This is a genomic window from Nocardia sp. NPDC050412 (genome assembly GCF_044458825.1).
In the GTDB taxonomy this organism is placed as follows: Bacteria; Actinomycetota; Actinomycetes; order Mycobacteriales; family Mycobacteriaceae; genus Nocardia.
This window is the reverse complement of record NZ_JBITIJ010000001.1, coordinates 439,615-453,709: the sequence shown is the minus strand read 5'-3', so window position 1 is coordinate 453,709 and position 14,095 is coordinate 439,615. Positions and strand designations below refer to the sequence as shown.

Sequence of the window (14,095 nt, the reverse complement as noted above, 5' to 3'; positions counted from 1 at the left end):
CATTTCACAAACAATTCCCGCACACGGCGGAGTAGGTTGGCCAATGGCACCTCCCATCGGACGAGGAAGTGAAGCAGGCATATGGTTTCCGACCAAAGTGATGTCGGCACAGCGAAATTGGAAAAGGTCGTAATTCGGTTCGCCGGGGACTCCGGTGACGGAATGCAGCTCACCGGTGATCGCTTCACGCATGAGGCGGCCGCATTCGGCAACGACCTCGCCACCCAGCCCAACTTCCCGGCCGAAATCCGGGCGCCACAGGGCACGCTGCCCGGCGTCTCGTCCTTCCAGATCCAGATCGCCGACTATGACATCTTGACCGCGGGCGACCAGCCCGACGTACTGGTCGCGATGAATCCGGCCGCGCTGAAGTCCAATCTGGAGGATCTGCCGCGCGGCGCCACGGTGATCGTGAACACCGACGAGTTCACCAAACGCAATCTCGGCAAGGTCGGCTACACGACCGATCCGCTCGCCGACGACACGCTGAGCGATTTCGTGGTCCACCGCGTGCCGATGACCTCGATCACCCTGGGCGCGACCGAGCCGACCGGTGTCGGCAAAAAGGACGGTCAGCGCGCGAAGAATATGTTCGCACTCGGCCTGCTGTCCTGGATGTACGGTCGGCCGATCGGCGGCACCGAACGCTTCCTGCGCGAGAAGTTCGCCGCGAAGCCCGATATCGCCGAGGCGAATCTGCTCGCCTTCCGCGCTGGCTGGAACTATGGCGAGACCACCGAAAGCTTCGCAACCACCTTCGAGGTGGCCCCGGCCAAACTGCCGCCCGGCACCTACCGCCAGATAACCGGCAATACCGCGCTCGCCTACGGCCTCGTCGCCGCGGGACAATTGTCCGGGTTGCCGGTGTTTCTCGGCACCTATCCGATCACGCCCGCCTCCGACATCCTGCACGAACTCAGTAAGCACAAGAACTTCGGCGTCACCACCTTCCAGGCCGAGGACGAGATCGCGGGCATCGGCGCGGCCCTCGGCGCTTCGCTCGGCGGCGCGCTCGGCGTCACGAGTACCTCTGGCCCCGGGCTGGCGCTCAAGAGCGAAACCATCGGGCTCGCGGTGATGACGGAACTGCCGTTAGTGATCGTCGACGTACAGCGCGGCGGCCCCTCCACCGGACTACCGACCAAGACCGAACAGGCCGATCTGCTGCAGGCGCTCTACGGCCGCAACGGGGAATCACCGGTCGCCGTACTCGCGCCGCGCTCGCCCGCCGACTGCTTCGCCACCGCGGTGGAGGCGGCGCGCATCGCCCTCACCTATCGCACACCGGTGCTGTTGCTCTCCGACGGCTCGATCGCCAATGGTTCTGAGCCATGGTCGATTCCGCGGGTGGCCGAACTGGAGCCGATCGATCCGCGCTTCGAACCCGAGGCCGAAGAGGGCACACCGTTCCAGCCCTACTCCCGTGACCCCGACACTCTCGCCAGGCCGCTCGCCGTGCCAGGCACCGCCGGTCGCGCGCATCGGATCGGCGGACTGGAGAAAGCCGACGGCAGCGGCAATATCTCCTATGAGCCGGGCAATCACGAATTGATGGTTCGCCTGCGGCAGGCCAAGATCGACGGCATCACCGTCCCCGATCTCGAGGTCGACGATCCGGACGGGCGGGCCGACTTGCTGCTGATCGGCTGGGGCAGTTCCTTCGGCCCGATCGGCGAGGCGTGTCGGCGCGCCCGCCGGCGCGGTGTCCCGGTCGCGCAGGCGCATCTGCGATATCTGAATCCATTGCCCGCCAATCTCGGTGCCGTACTACGCAGCTACCCGACGGTGATCGCGCCGGAAATGAACGGCGGCCAGCTCGCCATGCTGCTGCGGGCGAAGTATCTGGTGGATGTGCAACCGTGGACGAAGATCGCGGGCACGGCATTCTCCGCGCAGGAACTCGTCGGGGTCATCGATGCGGCACTGGACGGGTCGATCGGAGATATGGAACACGATAAGGCCTTCGCGGCACGGGCGCGGGCCACGTACTCGACTGGGGGTAACTGATGACCATCGTCGAAACCTCGCTCGTCGGAACCGATCTGGGTCTCACCGGACTCTCCGGGGTGCCGTCCGCGGACGGGCCGCAGAAGGTCAAGGACTTCACCTCCGACCAGGAGGTGCGCTGGTGCCCCGGCTGCGGTGACTACGTGATCCTGGCGACCGTGCGCGGCTTCCTCGCCGAACTCGGGTTGCGCAGGGAAAACCTGATGTTCGTCTCCGGGATCGGCTGCTCGAGCCGGTTCCCGTACTACCTCGAGGCCTACGGCATCCACTCCATCCACGGCCGTGCGCCCGCCATCGCGACCGGACTCGCGGTGACCCGGCCGGATCTGTCGGTGTGGGTGGTGACCGGTGACGGTGACGCGCTGTCGATCGGCGGCAACCACCTGATCCATGCCCTGCGCCGCAATGTGAATATGACGATCCTGCTGTTCAACAATCGGATCTACGGACTCACCAAGGGCCAGTACTCCCCCACTTCGGAAGAGGGCAAGATCACCAAGTCGACACCGATGGGCTCGGTCGACCATCCGTTCAACACGCTCTCGGTCGCGCTCGGCGCGGAAGCCAGCTTCGCAGCGCGCGCACTGGATTCCGATCGCGCGGGTCTCACCGAGGTGCTACGCGCCGCGGCCGAACATCGCGGGACCTCGTTCGTGGAGATTCTGCAGGACTGCCCGATCTTCAACGACGGTTCCTTCGATGTGCTGCGCAAGGGTGATGCCGAATCCCGCCTCATCCCGCTGCACCAGGGTGAGCCGATCCGTTTCGGCGCTGATGGCGAATTCGCCGTGGTGCGTGCCGGTTTCGGGCTCGAGGTGGTGCGCACCGACGAGGTCGACGAGTCCGAGATCATCGTGCACGACGCCTACACCGACAATCCCGAGTACGCCTACGCGCTCTCGCGCCTGTCCGACCAGGACCTCGGGCACGTGGTCACCGGCATCTTCCGTAATGTCACCCGTCCCACCTATGACGATGCCGTCCGAACCCAAACCGCGATGGCGCGGGAACGCAACCCGGTACAAGCGGATTCGCTGCAATCCCTTCTCAACGGTTCGGAAACCTGGACCATCAGCTAGGCAAACCCAGCCGATCGGCGAGCGTGCCGAGGACACGATGTAGGTCGGCACGCTCGGCCGCGGTGAGGTCCGCGGTGGTCTCGGCGTCGATCGCCTGCGCGACGTCGAGGCATTTGCGTAGTAGTGCGCGGCCGTGGGAGGTCATGCTCAGGTTCTGACGGCGGCGATCCTCCGGGTCCCGTAGCCGTTCGATAGCTCCGAGGGACTCGAGGTGGTCGGCCAGCGCGACGACCAGACTCGGCGCGACGCGCAGTATCCGTGCCATCTCCATCTGCGATGTCGGTCCGTTGGCCGCCAACACATTCAGCATCCCGGCATGCTTCGGCTTCAGCCCGAGACTCGACACATCGGCGCTGAAGCGATCGGTCAGGAACGCACCCAGCAGGCCGAGCCGGAAGGTGATGGTCTCCGGCAGCTTTTCCGCCTTGACGTTCTTCATAGCCAGCATAATACTGTTTCTGAACCATTCAGAGTGTGAATGATTTAGGGAGTGAAAGATGCAGTACCAGAATCTCAGCAGATCCGCGATCATTGTCAATGCGATCGGCGCGGGCGCCGCCGTGGCATTCAGCGTCGCGGCACTTGTCGATCCGACCCTCGCGATATCCGGCAGCGCGGACTCGCCCGGTCTCGATCTCTATGCCCAGGCCTACGCGGCCCGCGCGATCCCGCTGGGTGCCGCGCTGCTGTTCAGCCTGGCCAGCCGCAGCAAGCGGGCTCTCCTACCGCTGCTGACCGTCTCCGGCGCGGTACAGCTCGGTGACGTCGCCATCGGAGCCACGCAGGGAATTCCGGGCATGATGGTCGGCGGCAGCGCGCTTGCGCTCATTCATCTCGCCACCGCGGGTCAGTTGGCCCTCGACAGGAGTCGCTCCGCCGCAGTCGCAGCCTGAGCTAGGAGTTCGGGCATGAGTCAGACGTGCTTGGCGAATCCGAGGTCGATGACGGCATCGCGTTCCTGTTCGAGTTCGGCGACGTTGGCGTCGATGCGGGCCCGGGAGAATTCGTCGAGCTCCAGGCCCTGGACGATCGAGTATTCGCCGCCCGCGCAGGTGACGGGAAACGAGGTGATGAGACCTTCGGGGACACCGTAGGAGCCGTCGGAGGGGACGGCCATGGAGGTCCAGCCGTCGGCGTGGGTGCCGAGGGACCAGTCGTGGATGTGGTCTATGGCGGCGCTGGCCGCGCTGGCGGCCGAAGAGGCGCCGCGGGCCTGGATGATGGCGGTGCCACGCTGTTGGACGGTGGGGATGAAGTCCTGGCGCACCCAGGCCTGGTCAACGAGGTCGAGGGCGGGGCGGCCCGCGATGGTGGCGTGGGCGATATCCGGATACTGGGTCGCGGAGTGGTTGCCCCAGATGGCGACGCGGGCGATATCGGCGGCCGGCGCGCCGGTCTTCTTGGCCAGCTGCGCGATGGCGCGGTTGTGGTCGAGGCGGGTCATCGCGGTGAAACGCTCGGCCGGGACGTCCGGGGCATTGCTCATGGCGATGAAGGCGTTGGTATTGGCCGGATTTCCGACCACGAGCACCTTGATGTCGTCGGCTGCGCTGGCGTTGATCGCCTGGCCCTGTTCGGTGAAGATCGGGCCATTGGCGGCCAGCAGGTCCGAACGCTCCATCCCCGCGGTGCGCGGCCGGGCACCGACCAGCAGCGCGACATTCGCGCCCGCGAACCCGACCCACGGATCGTCACTGATATCGATCGACTCGAGCAGCGGGAACGCACCGTCCTCGAGCTCCATCGCCACACCCTCCAGCGATGCCACCGCAGCCGGAATCTCCAGCAACCGCAGCCGTACCGGCGTCTCGGATCCCAGCAGCGCCCCGGACGCGATCCGGAACAGCAGACCGTAGGCGATCTGCCCCGCACCTCCGGTCACGGCGACGGTCACGGGCGCGGTCCGAGCAGCGGTGCTCACCAGAAACTCCTTGCGATAGACGGACACTCGATCCCCACCCTAACGACTCTCACGGCCCCCGAACCGCAGTGGTGAGCTACGCGACAATCACCTCGCCATACCCATCCAACCACCCCAGCTAACGACAAGCTTCCCGTCAGCACCGCGGCCCCGACCGACCATCCCCACCTGGGAGCCCCTGACCGTTGGGCGCTGAGCCGCCACATCGAAGTCCGTACCGAGATTCGGGCATCCACAACGGGTACGAGCCCGACAGCGGGTGCGAATGTTCAGCGCAGCACGCAACCGCGCATCGCATGCGATCTCACATTGCACGCCGATTCATGTGTCGCGCAACGCGTCTCGCGCATCAGCACAGCCCCGCGACTTCCTGATCGGTCAGGACGATGGGCGAAATGTAGTCCTTCGCCCGGGCCAGCCGAACCGCGCGGTACAAAGGTCGCTCCTCCAGTCCGGCATCTCGGGCTTCGGCGCGCAGTTGATGGACGAGCATGGTCGAAACCGCTACGGCCGCGGCGAGTTCGCTCGCGGCCAGTGCGTCGGCCAGTTTGCGGAGGCCGAGGAGGTGGAGTTCGCGGCCGCTGCCCGCGTCGGTGTACATCGCCAGCGGGATGACCTGTGAGTCTGCGCCTGCGGTCACCCGCACGACGATGCGGCTCAAACGGGCCGGATAAATGAGGATTTCGACGCCGTTGGCGGCCGCGATATCGACCCGACGCTCGCCGATCACCCGCCGCGCGTGAATCGTGGTCCCGGCCAACCACATCCGTCGCCGCCGCAGCGCTATGGCATAGGCGACGGTGGGTGCACCGACGACGATACCGATCGCGATCGCGATCGACCACGGCACCAGCAGCGCCGCGAGCAATGCGGCACCGATACCCACGCCTGCCGCGGCGAGGGCGAGTCGCCGCAGCATGGGTGCGTAGGTTTCTGGTGCGACGAGATCGAGTCCGACCGTCGGAACCGGTTGGGCTGCGCCGGGATTCGTGGGTTCTACAGGCACGGCTGCCCGTTCGTCGTGGTGCGGGTGTACCCCGGCACCGTACTACTCGCCCGTGCGCAACGCGGCGGCGACGGCGGCCACCGTCTCGTCCAGTGGGATCTGACGCTGGTCACCGGTGGCCATATCCTTCAGGCCGATGGTGCTCTCGGCCAGGTCACGGTCACCGAGGACCAGAGTGAATCTGGCACCGGACTTATCCGCGGCCTTCAGCGACCCCTTGACGCCCCGACCGCCATAGGCCAGATCGACCCGAATGCCCGCCGCCCGCAGCTGTGCCGCGAGTACGACCAAACGCTGCTTGGCCGCATCGCCCAGTGATACGCCGTAGACCTCGCATCGCGCCGGATCGCCCGCCGACTTGTCCTCGGCCCGCAGCGCCAGAATGGTGCGGTCAACTCCGAGCCCGAATCCGATGCCGGACAACGGTTGTCCGCCCAACTCGGCCATCAACCCGTCATAGCGTCCGCCGCCGCCGATACCCGACTGCGCCCCGAGCCCGTCGTGCACGAATTCGAAGGTCGTCTTCGTGTAGTAGTCCAGGCCGCGCACCATCCGCGGGTTCACTACATAAGCCACGCCGAGCGCGTCCAGATATCCGAGCACCTGCTCGAAGTGCGTCTTCGCCGACTCCGACAGGTGATCGATCATCAGCGGCGCATTCGCGGTCATCTCGCGGACCTCGGGTCGCTTGTCGTCGAGCACCCGCAGCGGATTCAGCTGTGCCCGCCGTTTGGTCTCCTCATCTAGCGGCAGCCCGAAAAGAAACTCCTGCAACAGCTCTCGATACTGCGGGCGACAGGTCTCGTCACCGAGCGAGGTGATCTCCAGCCGGAAACCATCGAGCCCGAGTCCGCGATATCCGGCGTCGGCGATCGCGATCACCTCGGCATCCAACGCCGGATCATCGATACCGATCGCCTCGACGCCGACCTGCTGCAGCTGTCGGTACCGACCGGCCTGCGGGCGCTCATAGCGAAAGAACGGACCCGAGTACACGAGCTTCACCGGCAGTTGGCCCCGGTCGAGTCCGTGTTCGATGACCGCGCGCATGACGCCCGCAGTGCCCTCCGGTCGCAACGTGACACTACGATCGCCGCGGTCGGCGAAGGTATACATCTCCTTGGTCACCACATCGGTGGATTCACCGACGCCCCGCGCGAACAACGCGGTGTCCTCGAAGATCGGCAGCTCCACATGCCCGTACCCGGCGAGTCGGGCGGCGCGGATCAAGCCGTCGCGCACCGCGACGAACTCGGCCGAACCGGGTGGCACGTAATCCGGAACCCCCTTCGGGGCGGAGAAGCTGCTGGTCTTGGTCACGATGGTCCAGTTTCCACCACTATGACCCGTCAAGTCCAACCGGTTTGCCGCCGCTCGCGGCTGCATGTAGGTCGCTCGAAAGGATCAGCCGGTTTTGTACAGCGTCACGACTGGTCGAAATGGCCTGCTGAGCAGTCTCAGGAATAGATGGCACAATCCTGTGCCGTACGTAACGGATACGGGAGGAACGTGGTAGTGCCGAGCAACGAACAGCGACGGGCAGCGGCGAAACGCAAGCTGGAACGCCAGCTGGCCAACCGGGCCGATCAGGCGCGCAAGCGCAAGCGACTCATGATCGCCGGATCGGCGCTCGGCGTGGTGGTCGTGGCGGCGGCTGCCGTCGGCGTCTACTTCTTGACCAAGAGTGACGACAAGCCCGCGGCCATCAGCTGCGACTATCGCGATAGTCAGAAGCCCGCCGATAAGCAGGTGAACAAGCCGCGTACCAGCGGCATCGAGAACACCGGCGACAACGCGAGCCTCAGCGTCAGTATGGAGACCACTCAGGGCCCCATCGGCCTGACCCTGGACAACGCCAAGGCGCCGTGCACCGTGAACAGCTTCGCCAGCCTGGGCGGTCAGGGCTACTTCGACAACACCATCTGCCACCGCATGACCGCGGACGAGGGCCTGAAAGTGCTGCAGTGCGGTGACCCGACCGGCACCGGCACGGGCGGTCCGGGCTACCAGTTCGACAACGAGTACCCGACCAATCGCTACAACCCCGCCGACCCCGCATTGCAGCAGCCCATGGATTACAAGCGCGGCACGCTCGCCATGGCCAATGCGGGACCGGATCCCGTCACCGGCGGCGGCACCAACGGTAGTCAGTTCTTCATCGTCTACGGAGATTCGCAGCTGCCGCCGAACTACACCATCTTCGGCACCGTCGATCCGGACAGCATGGGCACGCTGGACAAGATCGCCGCTGGCGGTCAGGACAACTCCAATGGCCAGGGCGACGGCAAGCCCAACCTCCCGGTAACCATCCAGTCGGTCCGTATCGACTGAAGCGACACGCCCGATCCGGATACTCGTTTCGTTCGAACCCACTGCGCACAATGAGCCCGGGCCCATTCCGGAACAAGCGAGGGTAGGCGACCCTAATCGTTCGGTAAGGTTGCGCTAAGACCGGAGATCCTCCGAAGCTTTCCCCTACCCGCCGGAATTGTGCGATATATGCTGTTAAGCGGCACGGCCACACCGTTGGTGCCGAGCTTTCTCGGGTAATCTCGAATGAAGGAGAACGCGTAGCGTAGTCATCCCTGACCGGACGATCCCCACCGGGAATGCCACGAGACGAGTCCTCTGGGTGTCCACGTTTGCAGGCGGGGCACCGCCATGGCGCACTACAGTTCGCCGTGGCGGCGTCCGTGACGAAGCACCACAACAACCATAGTGATCACTGCAGCATCGGGGAGCAGCCATGTCCGAGGAACTGGACGACATCGGCCGGGAAACCGCGGCCATGATGAGGACAATGTTGCAGCTAGCGACCCTTGTCGCACTGCGGACCCGCGAGCGTGGTCAGAAAGAAGCCGAAGCCCGCGTCAAGATCACCGAGGCCCGCATCAAGGAAGCCCGGGAACTTCAGATCCGTGAGGCTCGTGACGCCAAGGCGAAAGACCCACGCAATCTCGAACTGGCTCGCATGGTCGAGAAATCGGTTCCGGCCAAAGGTATTTCGTTGGAGAAGGATCGGTTCTCGGCACAGGCCGAAGCGAGCCGAATGGCCGCGACGGCGTCGGCTCAATCCAAACCGCTCGTTCGTTACGACTCCCAGGAACGTCGGCAGGCGATCGCGGCGCATCTCGCCCGGATCGGTATCGCACCGGAACTGGCGGCGGTGCGAATGCTCATCGAGGTAGGCCAGGGGCAACCGCCCGAAGAAGCGGTACGCATTCGCGACGAAGCCGCCCGCGCGGCCGCCGGCCGAGGTCGGGAACAAGACGCGCGCGGTTTGGAACGCGTCCGACAGTAGCCGAAGCCCCGAACCGAAAACGCCCGCTGAAATCAGCGGGCGTTTCGACGTTTTCGGCTCTTCTCAGATGCGGAAGTCGCCGACGGTCGGATCGCCGAACAGCCCCTGGGCCGGGGACTTCAGCGGCAGCGGGCTCAGCATGTCCTTGTGACCGTTGCGGACACTGCAGTACTTGAACGGTCCACGGGGATCGAAGAGTTTGGTCATATGCGGATCGGCGTGATCGAGGAACCAGATGCTCAATCCGGTGCTCGGCTCGAGTCGGTAATGCTCCCATGCGCGCCAGAGCGCATCTAGTCGCGCCACCGCCTCGGCATGCTTCCACCACTCCGGGCACCACACCGTTTCACTGATGTCGGTGACCTGACGCCGGTACACCAGGCTGAGATAGTTCTCGACGAACTCCACCACATTGGTGTAGATCATGGGCTGTTCCTGCTGTTCGGTCACAGCTGCACCTCACTGGCGCTCGGCTCCGCTGCGACCGATGGTGCTGTGCTCATGGCTCGCTCGCTCCGCTCGCTCACAGTGGCCGGACCTCCTCGATTTGACCGTATTCGGGTGGCGGAGCAGCCTTGGTCAGGTTTGGCGAGCCGAGCAGGTCGGCGATCTCGGTCTTACGCCCCGGAAGATGGTGCGAGATCGACTTCTTCACATCGTCAGCGTAGTCGCCCTCCCACCAGGGGACGGTACGCACGAGCACCGCGGGCTGGCCGGAGGTGAACACGATCGCGCGGCCCTGCGGCAGCGTCGCCAGCGCGTTCACGGTGAACGTCTTGGACGAGCCGAGTGAACGCGAATAGCTCTTGCCGCCTTTGGATTCCGAGACCGAGGACGAGATCGCGTCGTATTCGCCGATCGCCTCGGAGCGGTCGCGCAGGAAGTTCATATCGTCGACGCCCGGACCGAGCACCTTGATATTGGCCGCCGACCACAGCGCCAGCATGCCGTCATCACCCCAACAGCGCGCACCCTGTGCCCAGGACTGCAGCACGGTCATCACCACGATGCCGCGCGAGCCGAAGTGGCTGTACTGCTTGGGCAAATCCTTCCAGCGCACCACATTCGCCGCCTCGTCCAGGACCGCGAGCATCGGGATCGGCAGCCGTCCGCCGGGCGAATGCGTGGCCTTGCGCATCGCCACATCGACTACCGCCTCGGTGAGCGCACTGACCAGCGGCGCCGCCGAACCGCGGCCCTCCAGCGAGAGGCTATACAGCGTGCCGTTGTTCTCGATGAATTCGAGTTCGTCGAACTGCATGCGGTTGTCGCCCGGCAGGATCCACGGGTGCACATTGGACAGCTGCAGGCAGCGGATCATTTTCTTCGCGGTGCCGAAAATGCCGCTCTTGGTGCGCGGATCGGCGTTGTACTGCATTGCCAGACCCGAGGCGGTGTAATGCTTGCTCGCATTGCGCAGCAGCTCGATGGGCTCGGCGTCGTTGGGGTTGGTCACCCAATCCCAGACCTGGACGATCGGGCGGCCACCGAGCGCTGCCGCCAGAAACAGTCCGGCGAGCAGATCCTCGGCCTCCGGATCGAAGAACACATCGCCCTTGGCATCGGAACCGTTGTCCGCGTCGGCGAAGTGTCCGGCCAGCCGCGCGGCCCGCATCTCCGCACCGTCGTGGTAGGCGTCCACCCACGTCAGTGGATCCCAGAACCAGGTGGGCTCCTCCCCCGCGACACCCTGCGGATCGAAGACGAAGGTGCGACTTCCCTTGGCCTCGCGCACATCTCGGGTCGCGTCCACCACATCGCGCTTATTCGAGGTGGCCAGTACCGGGCCGATCGCGGTCAGGATGGCCGGAATCACCCGGGAGGTCGATTTGCCCTGTCGCGGACCCCAGATGTCCAGGTGCAGATCCTCATAGGAGCCGTAGAGCATCACCCCGTCGGCGATGCCGATGCCGATCGGCACGCCCGGGCTGTCGTTATAGCCGAGGCGCACTCCGAGCATTTCGGCCTTCGCCCGCACCCCCGCCTCGGTGAGCGATTTAATGGCACTGCCGCTTCCCATCACGTCGGCCTTGTCGTCCACGGCGAGCCGACCGACCGACCGGCGTGCGGCGAGCCGCTTGCGCACCACCACATAGGCCACGATCGCCGCGATCACGACAAGCACGATCACCGTGGAAGCGCGCGGCCAGTGCAATTTTCCTTTGACCAGATCGGCGACGATCGCGATCGGGTTGATGGGAATGTCCTGCGGGGTGACAGCCATCGCGTTGCCGAGATGCAAGGCGATCCACAGGGTTCCGAGAGTCGCGAAACCGGCGTAGATCATGTAGAGGGCGATATCGGGTCCGACCACGGCCGGATCCTGCACCTTCTTCTTTTTCGCCATGTCTGCCTCCTGTTAGGACCTAGCTATGTGATTGTCGCTGGTGCGAGATCAGCGGAAGGCGTCGAGCCGCCAACCTTCCGATGTGCGCACCACGGTCGCGATGACCGTCGCGGGCGGCAGGGATTCCTTGCGCCCGTTCGGGTAAACGACCGTTTGCTCGATCCCGATCTTGAACTGTTGCACATTCGGATCGGCGCTCGCGGGCGGACGCTCCCCCGATGCGAAGGCGAAGGCATCGATATGTGCCTGCGCTTTGGCCCAGTCCGCCCACTGCAGAGTCGCTTTCGGTGTCTCGATCCCGGCCGGCGTGCTGTCCAGCATGCGGACCAGACTGGGGCCCAGCCATTTCCGCGCACGCGACAGCGATGCGCCCTGCGCCTCGGTAGCGGGCTGCCAGGAATAGATCTCCTTCAGCGCGGCCACCGCGACGCCGTCGGGCGTCACCGGATCGGGTGCGGGCACACCCTCCAGCAATCGGGTCGTGGACGTGGGCGGCTGCGGCGCACCGGAACCCGACTCCCGATCCGAGCTGGCGCACCCCGCACCCGACATCGCGACGCTCACCACCAGCATCACCACCAGTTTCGCGCGTGCAGTGTTCGATTTGCGGCGTTCGCGGGCCCCTTGGTGCTCACGCTCCGCTACCGCCTCCGGGTCCGTCGCTCGCGCCGCCGTGTTATTCCAGGCTAGCCGCCGGGACCGACACTTGTGCGGTCCAATCACCGCACATGCTTCGGCGTGTTCGTCCGCCGGGGTATCGGTTGTCCTCACAGCACCCTCCTCCCGCGGCCGTCACCCGGCACCGCGACCTCGGTCACGCCACTGGAACGGCCGGACGCGGCGGGCACGGATTGGACCATTCTGCCGTTGCCTGAATAGATTCCGACCTCGGAGGGGCCGCGCGGGCCGAATGAGCTGAACACCAGATCACCCGGTTGCAGCTTGCTCAGTGAGACCTCGACGCCCGCCTCCCACTGCTGTTCGGCCGTACGCGGCAACGTCACGGTGCCCGACGATGCCGCGAACACCGCCGCCGAAGTGAGGCCGGGACCGTCCATACCGCCGCCGCTCGGTCCCTGCGGGCCACCGCCACCCCAGACGTACGGCGTGCCGATCCATTGCTGGGCCGCCTGGAGGACCTGGACGCCGCCCGCACCCTCCTGCGGGGTGAAGCGGCCATTGGAACCCTGCGCGCGGTATTGCGGTTCCATCGCAAGGATATTCGCGACGTAGGGCTGGGTCTCGGCGTAGTGCGCGGCCACCCGGTTCGGCATACCGCCGGAGGCGAGCACCGCGCCCTCACCGGCGTTGTAGGCGGCCAGGGTCAGTGCGACCACATCGCCCTGCACGCGGCCCTCGGACTCCCACGCCATGATCTTGTGCGCGATCGCGCACATATAGCGGCCCTGACCGATGATCGCGTCGCCGTCGTCCCATACGCTCGCGACACCATTGCCGTCGGCATCGATGACATAGGGCTGACCGTCATCGGGATCGATGCTGGCCGCGGTGCCGGGCAGGAACTGGGCCAGACCCTGCGCGCCAGCGGGCGAGGCGGCCCCGCGCCGGAATCCGGACTCCTGCCTGCCCTGCGCGGCCAGCAGCGACGGGGTGATCTGCGGGCAGATGGAACCCGCACGGCGATACCAGATTTCGAGTTCCTGCGGCACCTTGCCTGCGGCCAGCGCACCGCCCGCGGTACCGAAGCCACGACTGCACCGCGGATCGGACGAAAAGGCCTGCGCACCACCGACATCCGGAGTCGGCGCGCCATCGAGCCAGGGCAGCGGGTCGATTTGCCGACCGCCGGTGAAGCGTCCGCCGGGCACGATCTCGAAATGCAGATGGGGGCCGCTGGATTCGCCCGCCGAGCCGACCTGCGCGATGGGCTGACCGGCCACGACGCTATCGCCGACGTGCACATGCACGCCGCTGTCCCACATATGGCCGTACACGGCCGAATAGGATCGGCCGTTGGTATCGACGGAATCGACGACGATCCAGTTGCCGAAACCCGAAGCGGGACCGGCCGCTACGACACGTCCGTCGGAGACCGAGTAGATGGTGGTGCCGTCGGCCGCGGCGAAGTCGACGCCCTTATGGCTGCCGCCGCGCGCGCCGAATACGTCCGACACGGTGAAGGTGCCTGCGACCAGCGGCAGTGTGCGGCGGATCGGGCCGACGCCTGCGGCCAGCGACGGTGCACCGGTAGCCGTCGAATGGGCTTGGGTGGCAGTCGGATTGCCGGTCGTACGCATGGGAGTCGGCGAGCCCGCGACCCGGGAATTACCCGGCGTGTATCCGCCGAGCGGCGCCAACACACTCGACGATACGATCACCGAGGTGCCCTCACAGGCGTCGTCCACGGCGGGCATCACGATCACCACCACCAGCGTCATCAGCGCGAGTACGCTCCCCAGCGCCACGTACAGGA

Annotated in this window: 13 protein-coding genes; 5 read left to right on the top strand and 8 right to left on the bottom strand. The window is 65.7% G+C overall.

Annotated elements, in window-relative coordinates:
- Nucleotides 1–81: 81 nt before the first annotated feature.
- Together ACIBI6_RS02140 and ACIBI6_RS02135 are read left to right on the top strand one after the other, a co-directional pair.
- A complete protein-coding gene (locus tag ACIBI6_RS02140) occupies nt 82–2,007 on the top strand; it encodes a 2-oxoacid:acceptor oxidoreductase subunit alpha (protein WP_396955044.1) in 1,926 nt (641 codons plus the stop codon).
- Nucleotides 2,007–3,086: a 2-oxoacid:ferredoxin oxidoreductase subunit beta gene (locus ACIBI6_RS02135; protein WP_396955043.1), complete on the top strand. Its 1,080-nt coding sequence runs from the start codon at nt 2,007–2,009 to the stop codon at nt 3,084–3,086. Before ACIBI6_RS02140 ends, ACIBI6_RS02135 begins: the two co-directional genes overlap by 1 nt.
- Here ACIBI6_RS02135 and ACIBI6_RS02130 read toward each other — a convergent pair.
- Nucleotides 3,079–3,525, bottom strand: a complete 447-nt coding sequence (locus tag ACIBI6_RS02130; RefSeq protein ID WP_396955042.1) for a MarR family winged helix-turn-helix transcriptional regulator — start codon at nt 3,523–3,525, stop codon at nt 3,079–3,081. The two genes, ACIBI6_RS02135 and ACIBI6_RS02130, sit on opposite strands and share 8 nt — an antisense overlap.
- A gap of 58 nt (nt 3,526–3,583) precedes the next feature.
- Here ACIBI6_RS02130 and ACIBI6_RS02125 point away from each other — a divergent pair, with 58 nt between their 5' ends.
- Nucleotides 3,584–3,979, top strand: coding sequence for a hypothetical protein (locus ACIBI6_RS02125; RefSeq protein ID WP_396955041.1), 396 nt, complete (start codon nt 3,584–3,586; stop codon nt 3,977–3,979).
- Between the two features lie 20 nt (nt 3,980–3,999).
- Here the strand turns inward: ACIBI6_RS02125 and ACIBI6_RS02120 are convergent, their stop codons facing one another.
- From ACIBI6_RS02120 to hisS, 3 genes are all read right to left on the bottom strand, one after another.
- Nucleotides 4,000–5,007, bottom strand: coding sequence for a malate dehydrogenase (locus tag ACIBI6_RS02120; protein ID WP_396955040.1), 1,008 nt, complete (start codon nt 5,005–5,007; stop codon nt 4,000–4,002).
- Nucleotides 5,008–5,356: 349 nt separating this feature from the next.
- Nucleotides 5,357–5,926, bottom strand: coding sequence for a hypothetical protein (locus ACIBI6_RS02115; protein WP_396955253.1), 570 nt, complete (start codon nt 5,924–5,926; stop codon nt 5,357–5,359).
- Nucleotides 5,927–6,055: 129 nt separating this feature from the next.
- Nucleotides 6,056–7,333, bottom strand: a complete 1,278-nt coding sequence (hisS, locus tag ACIBI6_RS02110) for a histidine--tRNA ligase (RefSeq protein WP_396955039.1) — start codon at nt 7,331–7,333, stop codon at nt 6,056–6,058.
- 195 nt (nt 7,334–7,528) lie between these two features.
- Here hisS and ACIBI6_RS02105 point away from each other — a divergent pair, with 195 nt between their 5' ends.
- Together ACIBI6_RS02105 and ACIBI6_RS02100 are read left to right on the top strand one after the other, a co-directional pair.
- Nucleotides 7,529–8,344 carry a peptidylprolyl isomerase gene (locus tag ACIBI6_RS02105; protein WP_396955038.1) on the top strand — a complete coding sequence of 272 codons (816 nt, stop codon included), beginning with the start codon at nt 7,529–7,531 and terminating at the stop codon, nt 8,342–8,344.
- A 415-nt stretch (nt 8,345–8,759) separates the two neighbouring features.
- Complete coding sequence (locus tag ACIBI6_RS02100) at nt 8,760–9,314, top strand: hypothetical protein (RefSeq protein ID WP_364340110.1); 555 nt, start codon at nt 8,760–8,762, stop codon at nt 9,312–9,314.
- A gap of 63 nt (nt 9,315–9,377) precedes the next feature.
- On the opposite strand, the gene ACIBI6_RS02095 is transcribed toward ACIBI6_RS02100, so the two are convergent.
- The 4 genes from ACIBI6_RS02095 to ACIBI6_RS02080 all read right to left on the bottom strand — a co-directional run bounded on the left by ACIBI6_RS02095 (nt 9,378) and on the right by ACIBI6_RS02080 (nt 14,060).
- Nucleotides 9,378–9,764, bottom strand: coding sequence for a DUF4913 domain-containing protein (locus tag ACIBI6_RS02095; RefSeq protein WP_364340108.1), 387 nt, complete (start codon nt 9,762–9,764; stop codon nt 9,378–9,380).
- A gap of 73 nt (nt 9,765–9,837) precedes the next feature.
- Complete coding sequence (locus ACIBI6_RS02090) at nt 9,838–11,661, bottom strand: type IV secretory system conjugative DNA transfer family protein (protein ID WP_396955037.1); 1,824 nt, start codon at nt 11,659–11,661, stop codon at nt 9,838–9,840.
- A 48-nt stretch (nt 11,662–11,709) separates the two neighbouring features.
- Entirely contained in the window at nt 11,710–12,432 is a 723-nt protein-coding gene (locus ACIBI6_RS02085) for a hypothetical protein (RefSeq protein WP_364340104.1), read from the bottom strand.
- Nucleotides 12,429–14,060, bottom strand: a complete 1,632-nt coding sequence (locus tag ACIBI6_RS02080; RefSeq protein WP_396955252.1) for a peptidoglycan DD-metalloendopeptidase family protein — start codon at nt 14,058–14,060, stop codon at nt 12,429–12,431. The genes ACIBI6_RS02085 and ACIBI6_RS02080 overlap by 4 nt, the downstream gene beginning before the upstream one ends.
- Nucleotides 14,061–14,095 lie beyond the last annotated feature (35 nt).

What these genes read in the sequence shown, in the direction of transcription:
- ACIBI6_RS02140 (WP_396955044.1), top strand. Translation starts at nt 82, where the DNA reads ATGGTTTCCGACCAAAGTGATGTCGGCACAGCGAAATTGGAAAAGGTC.
- ACIBI6_RS02135 (WP_396955043.1), top strand. Translation starts at nt 2,007, where the DNA reads ATGACCATCGTCGAAACCTCGCTCGTCGGAACCGATCTGGGTCTCACC.
- ACIBI6_RS02130 (WP_396955042.1), bottom strand. Translation starts at nt 3,525, where the DNA reads ATGAAGAACGTCAAGGCGGAAAAGCTGCCGGAGACCATCACCTTCCGG.
- ACIBI6_RS02125 (WP_396955041.1), top strand. Translation starts at nt 3,584, where the DNA reads ATGCAGTACCAGAATCTCAGCAGATCCGCGATCATTGTCAATGCGATC.
- ACIBI6_RS02115 (WP_396955253.1), bottom strand. Translation starts at nt 5,926, where the DNA reads ATGCTGCGGCGACTCGCCCTCGCCGCGGCAGGCGTGGGTATCGGTGCC.
- ACIBI6_RS02100 (WP_364340110.1), top strand. Translation starts at nt 8,760, where the DNA reads ATGTCCGAGGAACTGGACGACATCGGCCGGGAAACCGCGGCCATGATG.
- ACIBI6_RS02090 (WP_396955037.1), bottom strand. Translation starts at nt 11,661, where the DNA reads ATGGCGAAAAAGAAGAAGGTGCAGGATCCGGCCGTGGTCGGACCCGAT.
- ACIBI6_RS02080 (WP_396955252.1), bottom strand. Translation starts at nt 14,060, where the DNA reads ATGACGCTGGTGGTGGTGATCGTGATGCCCGCCGTGGACGACGCCTGT.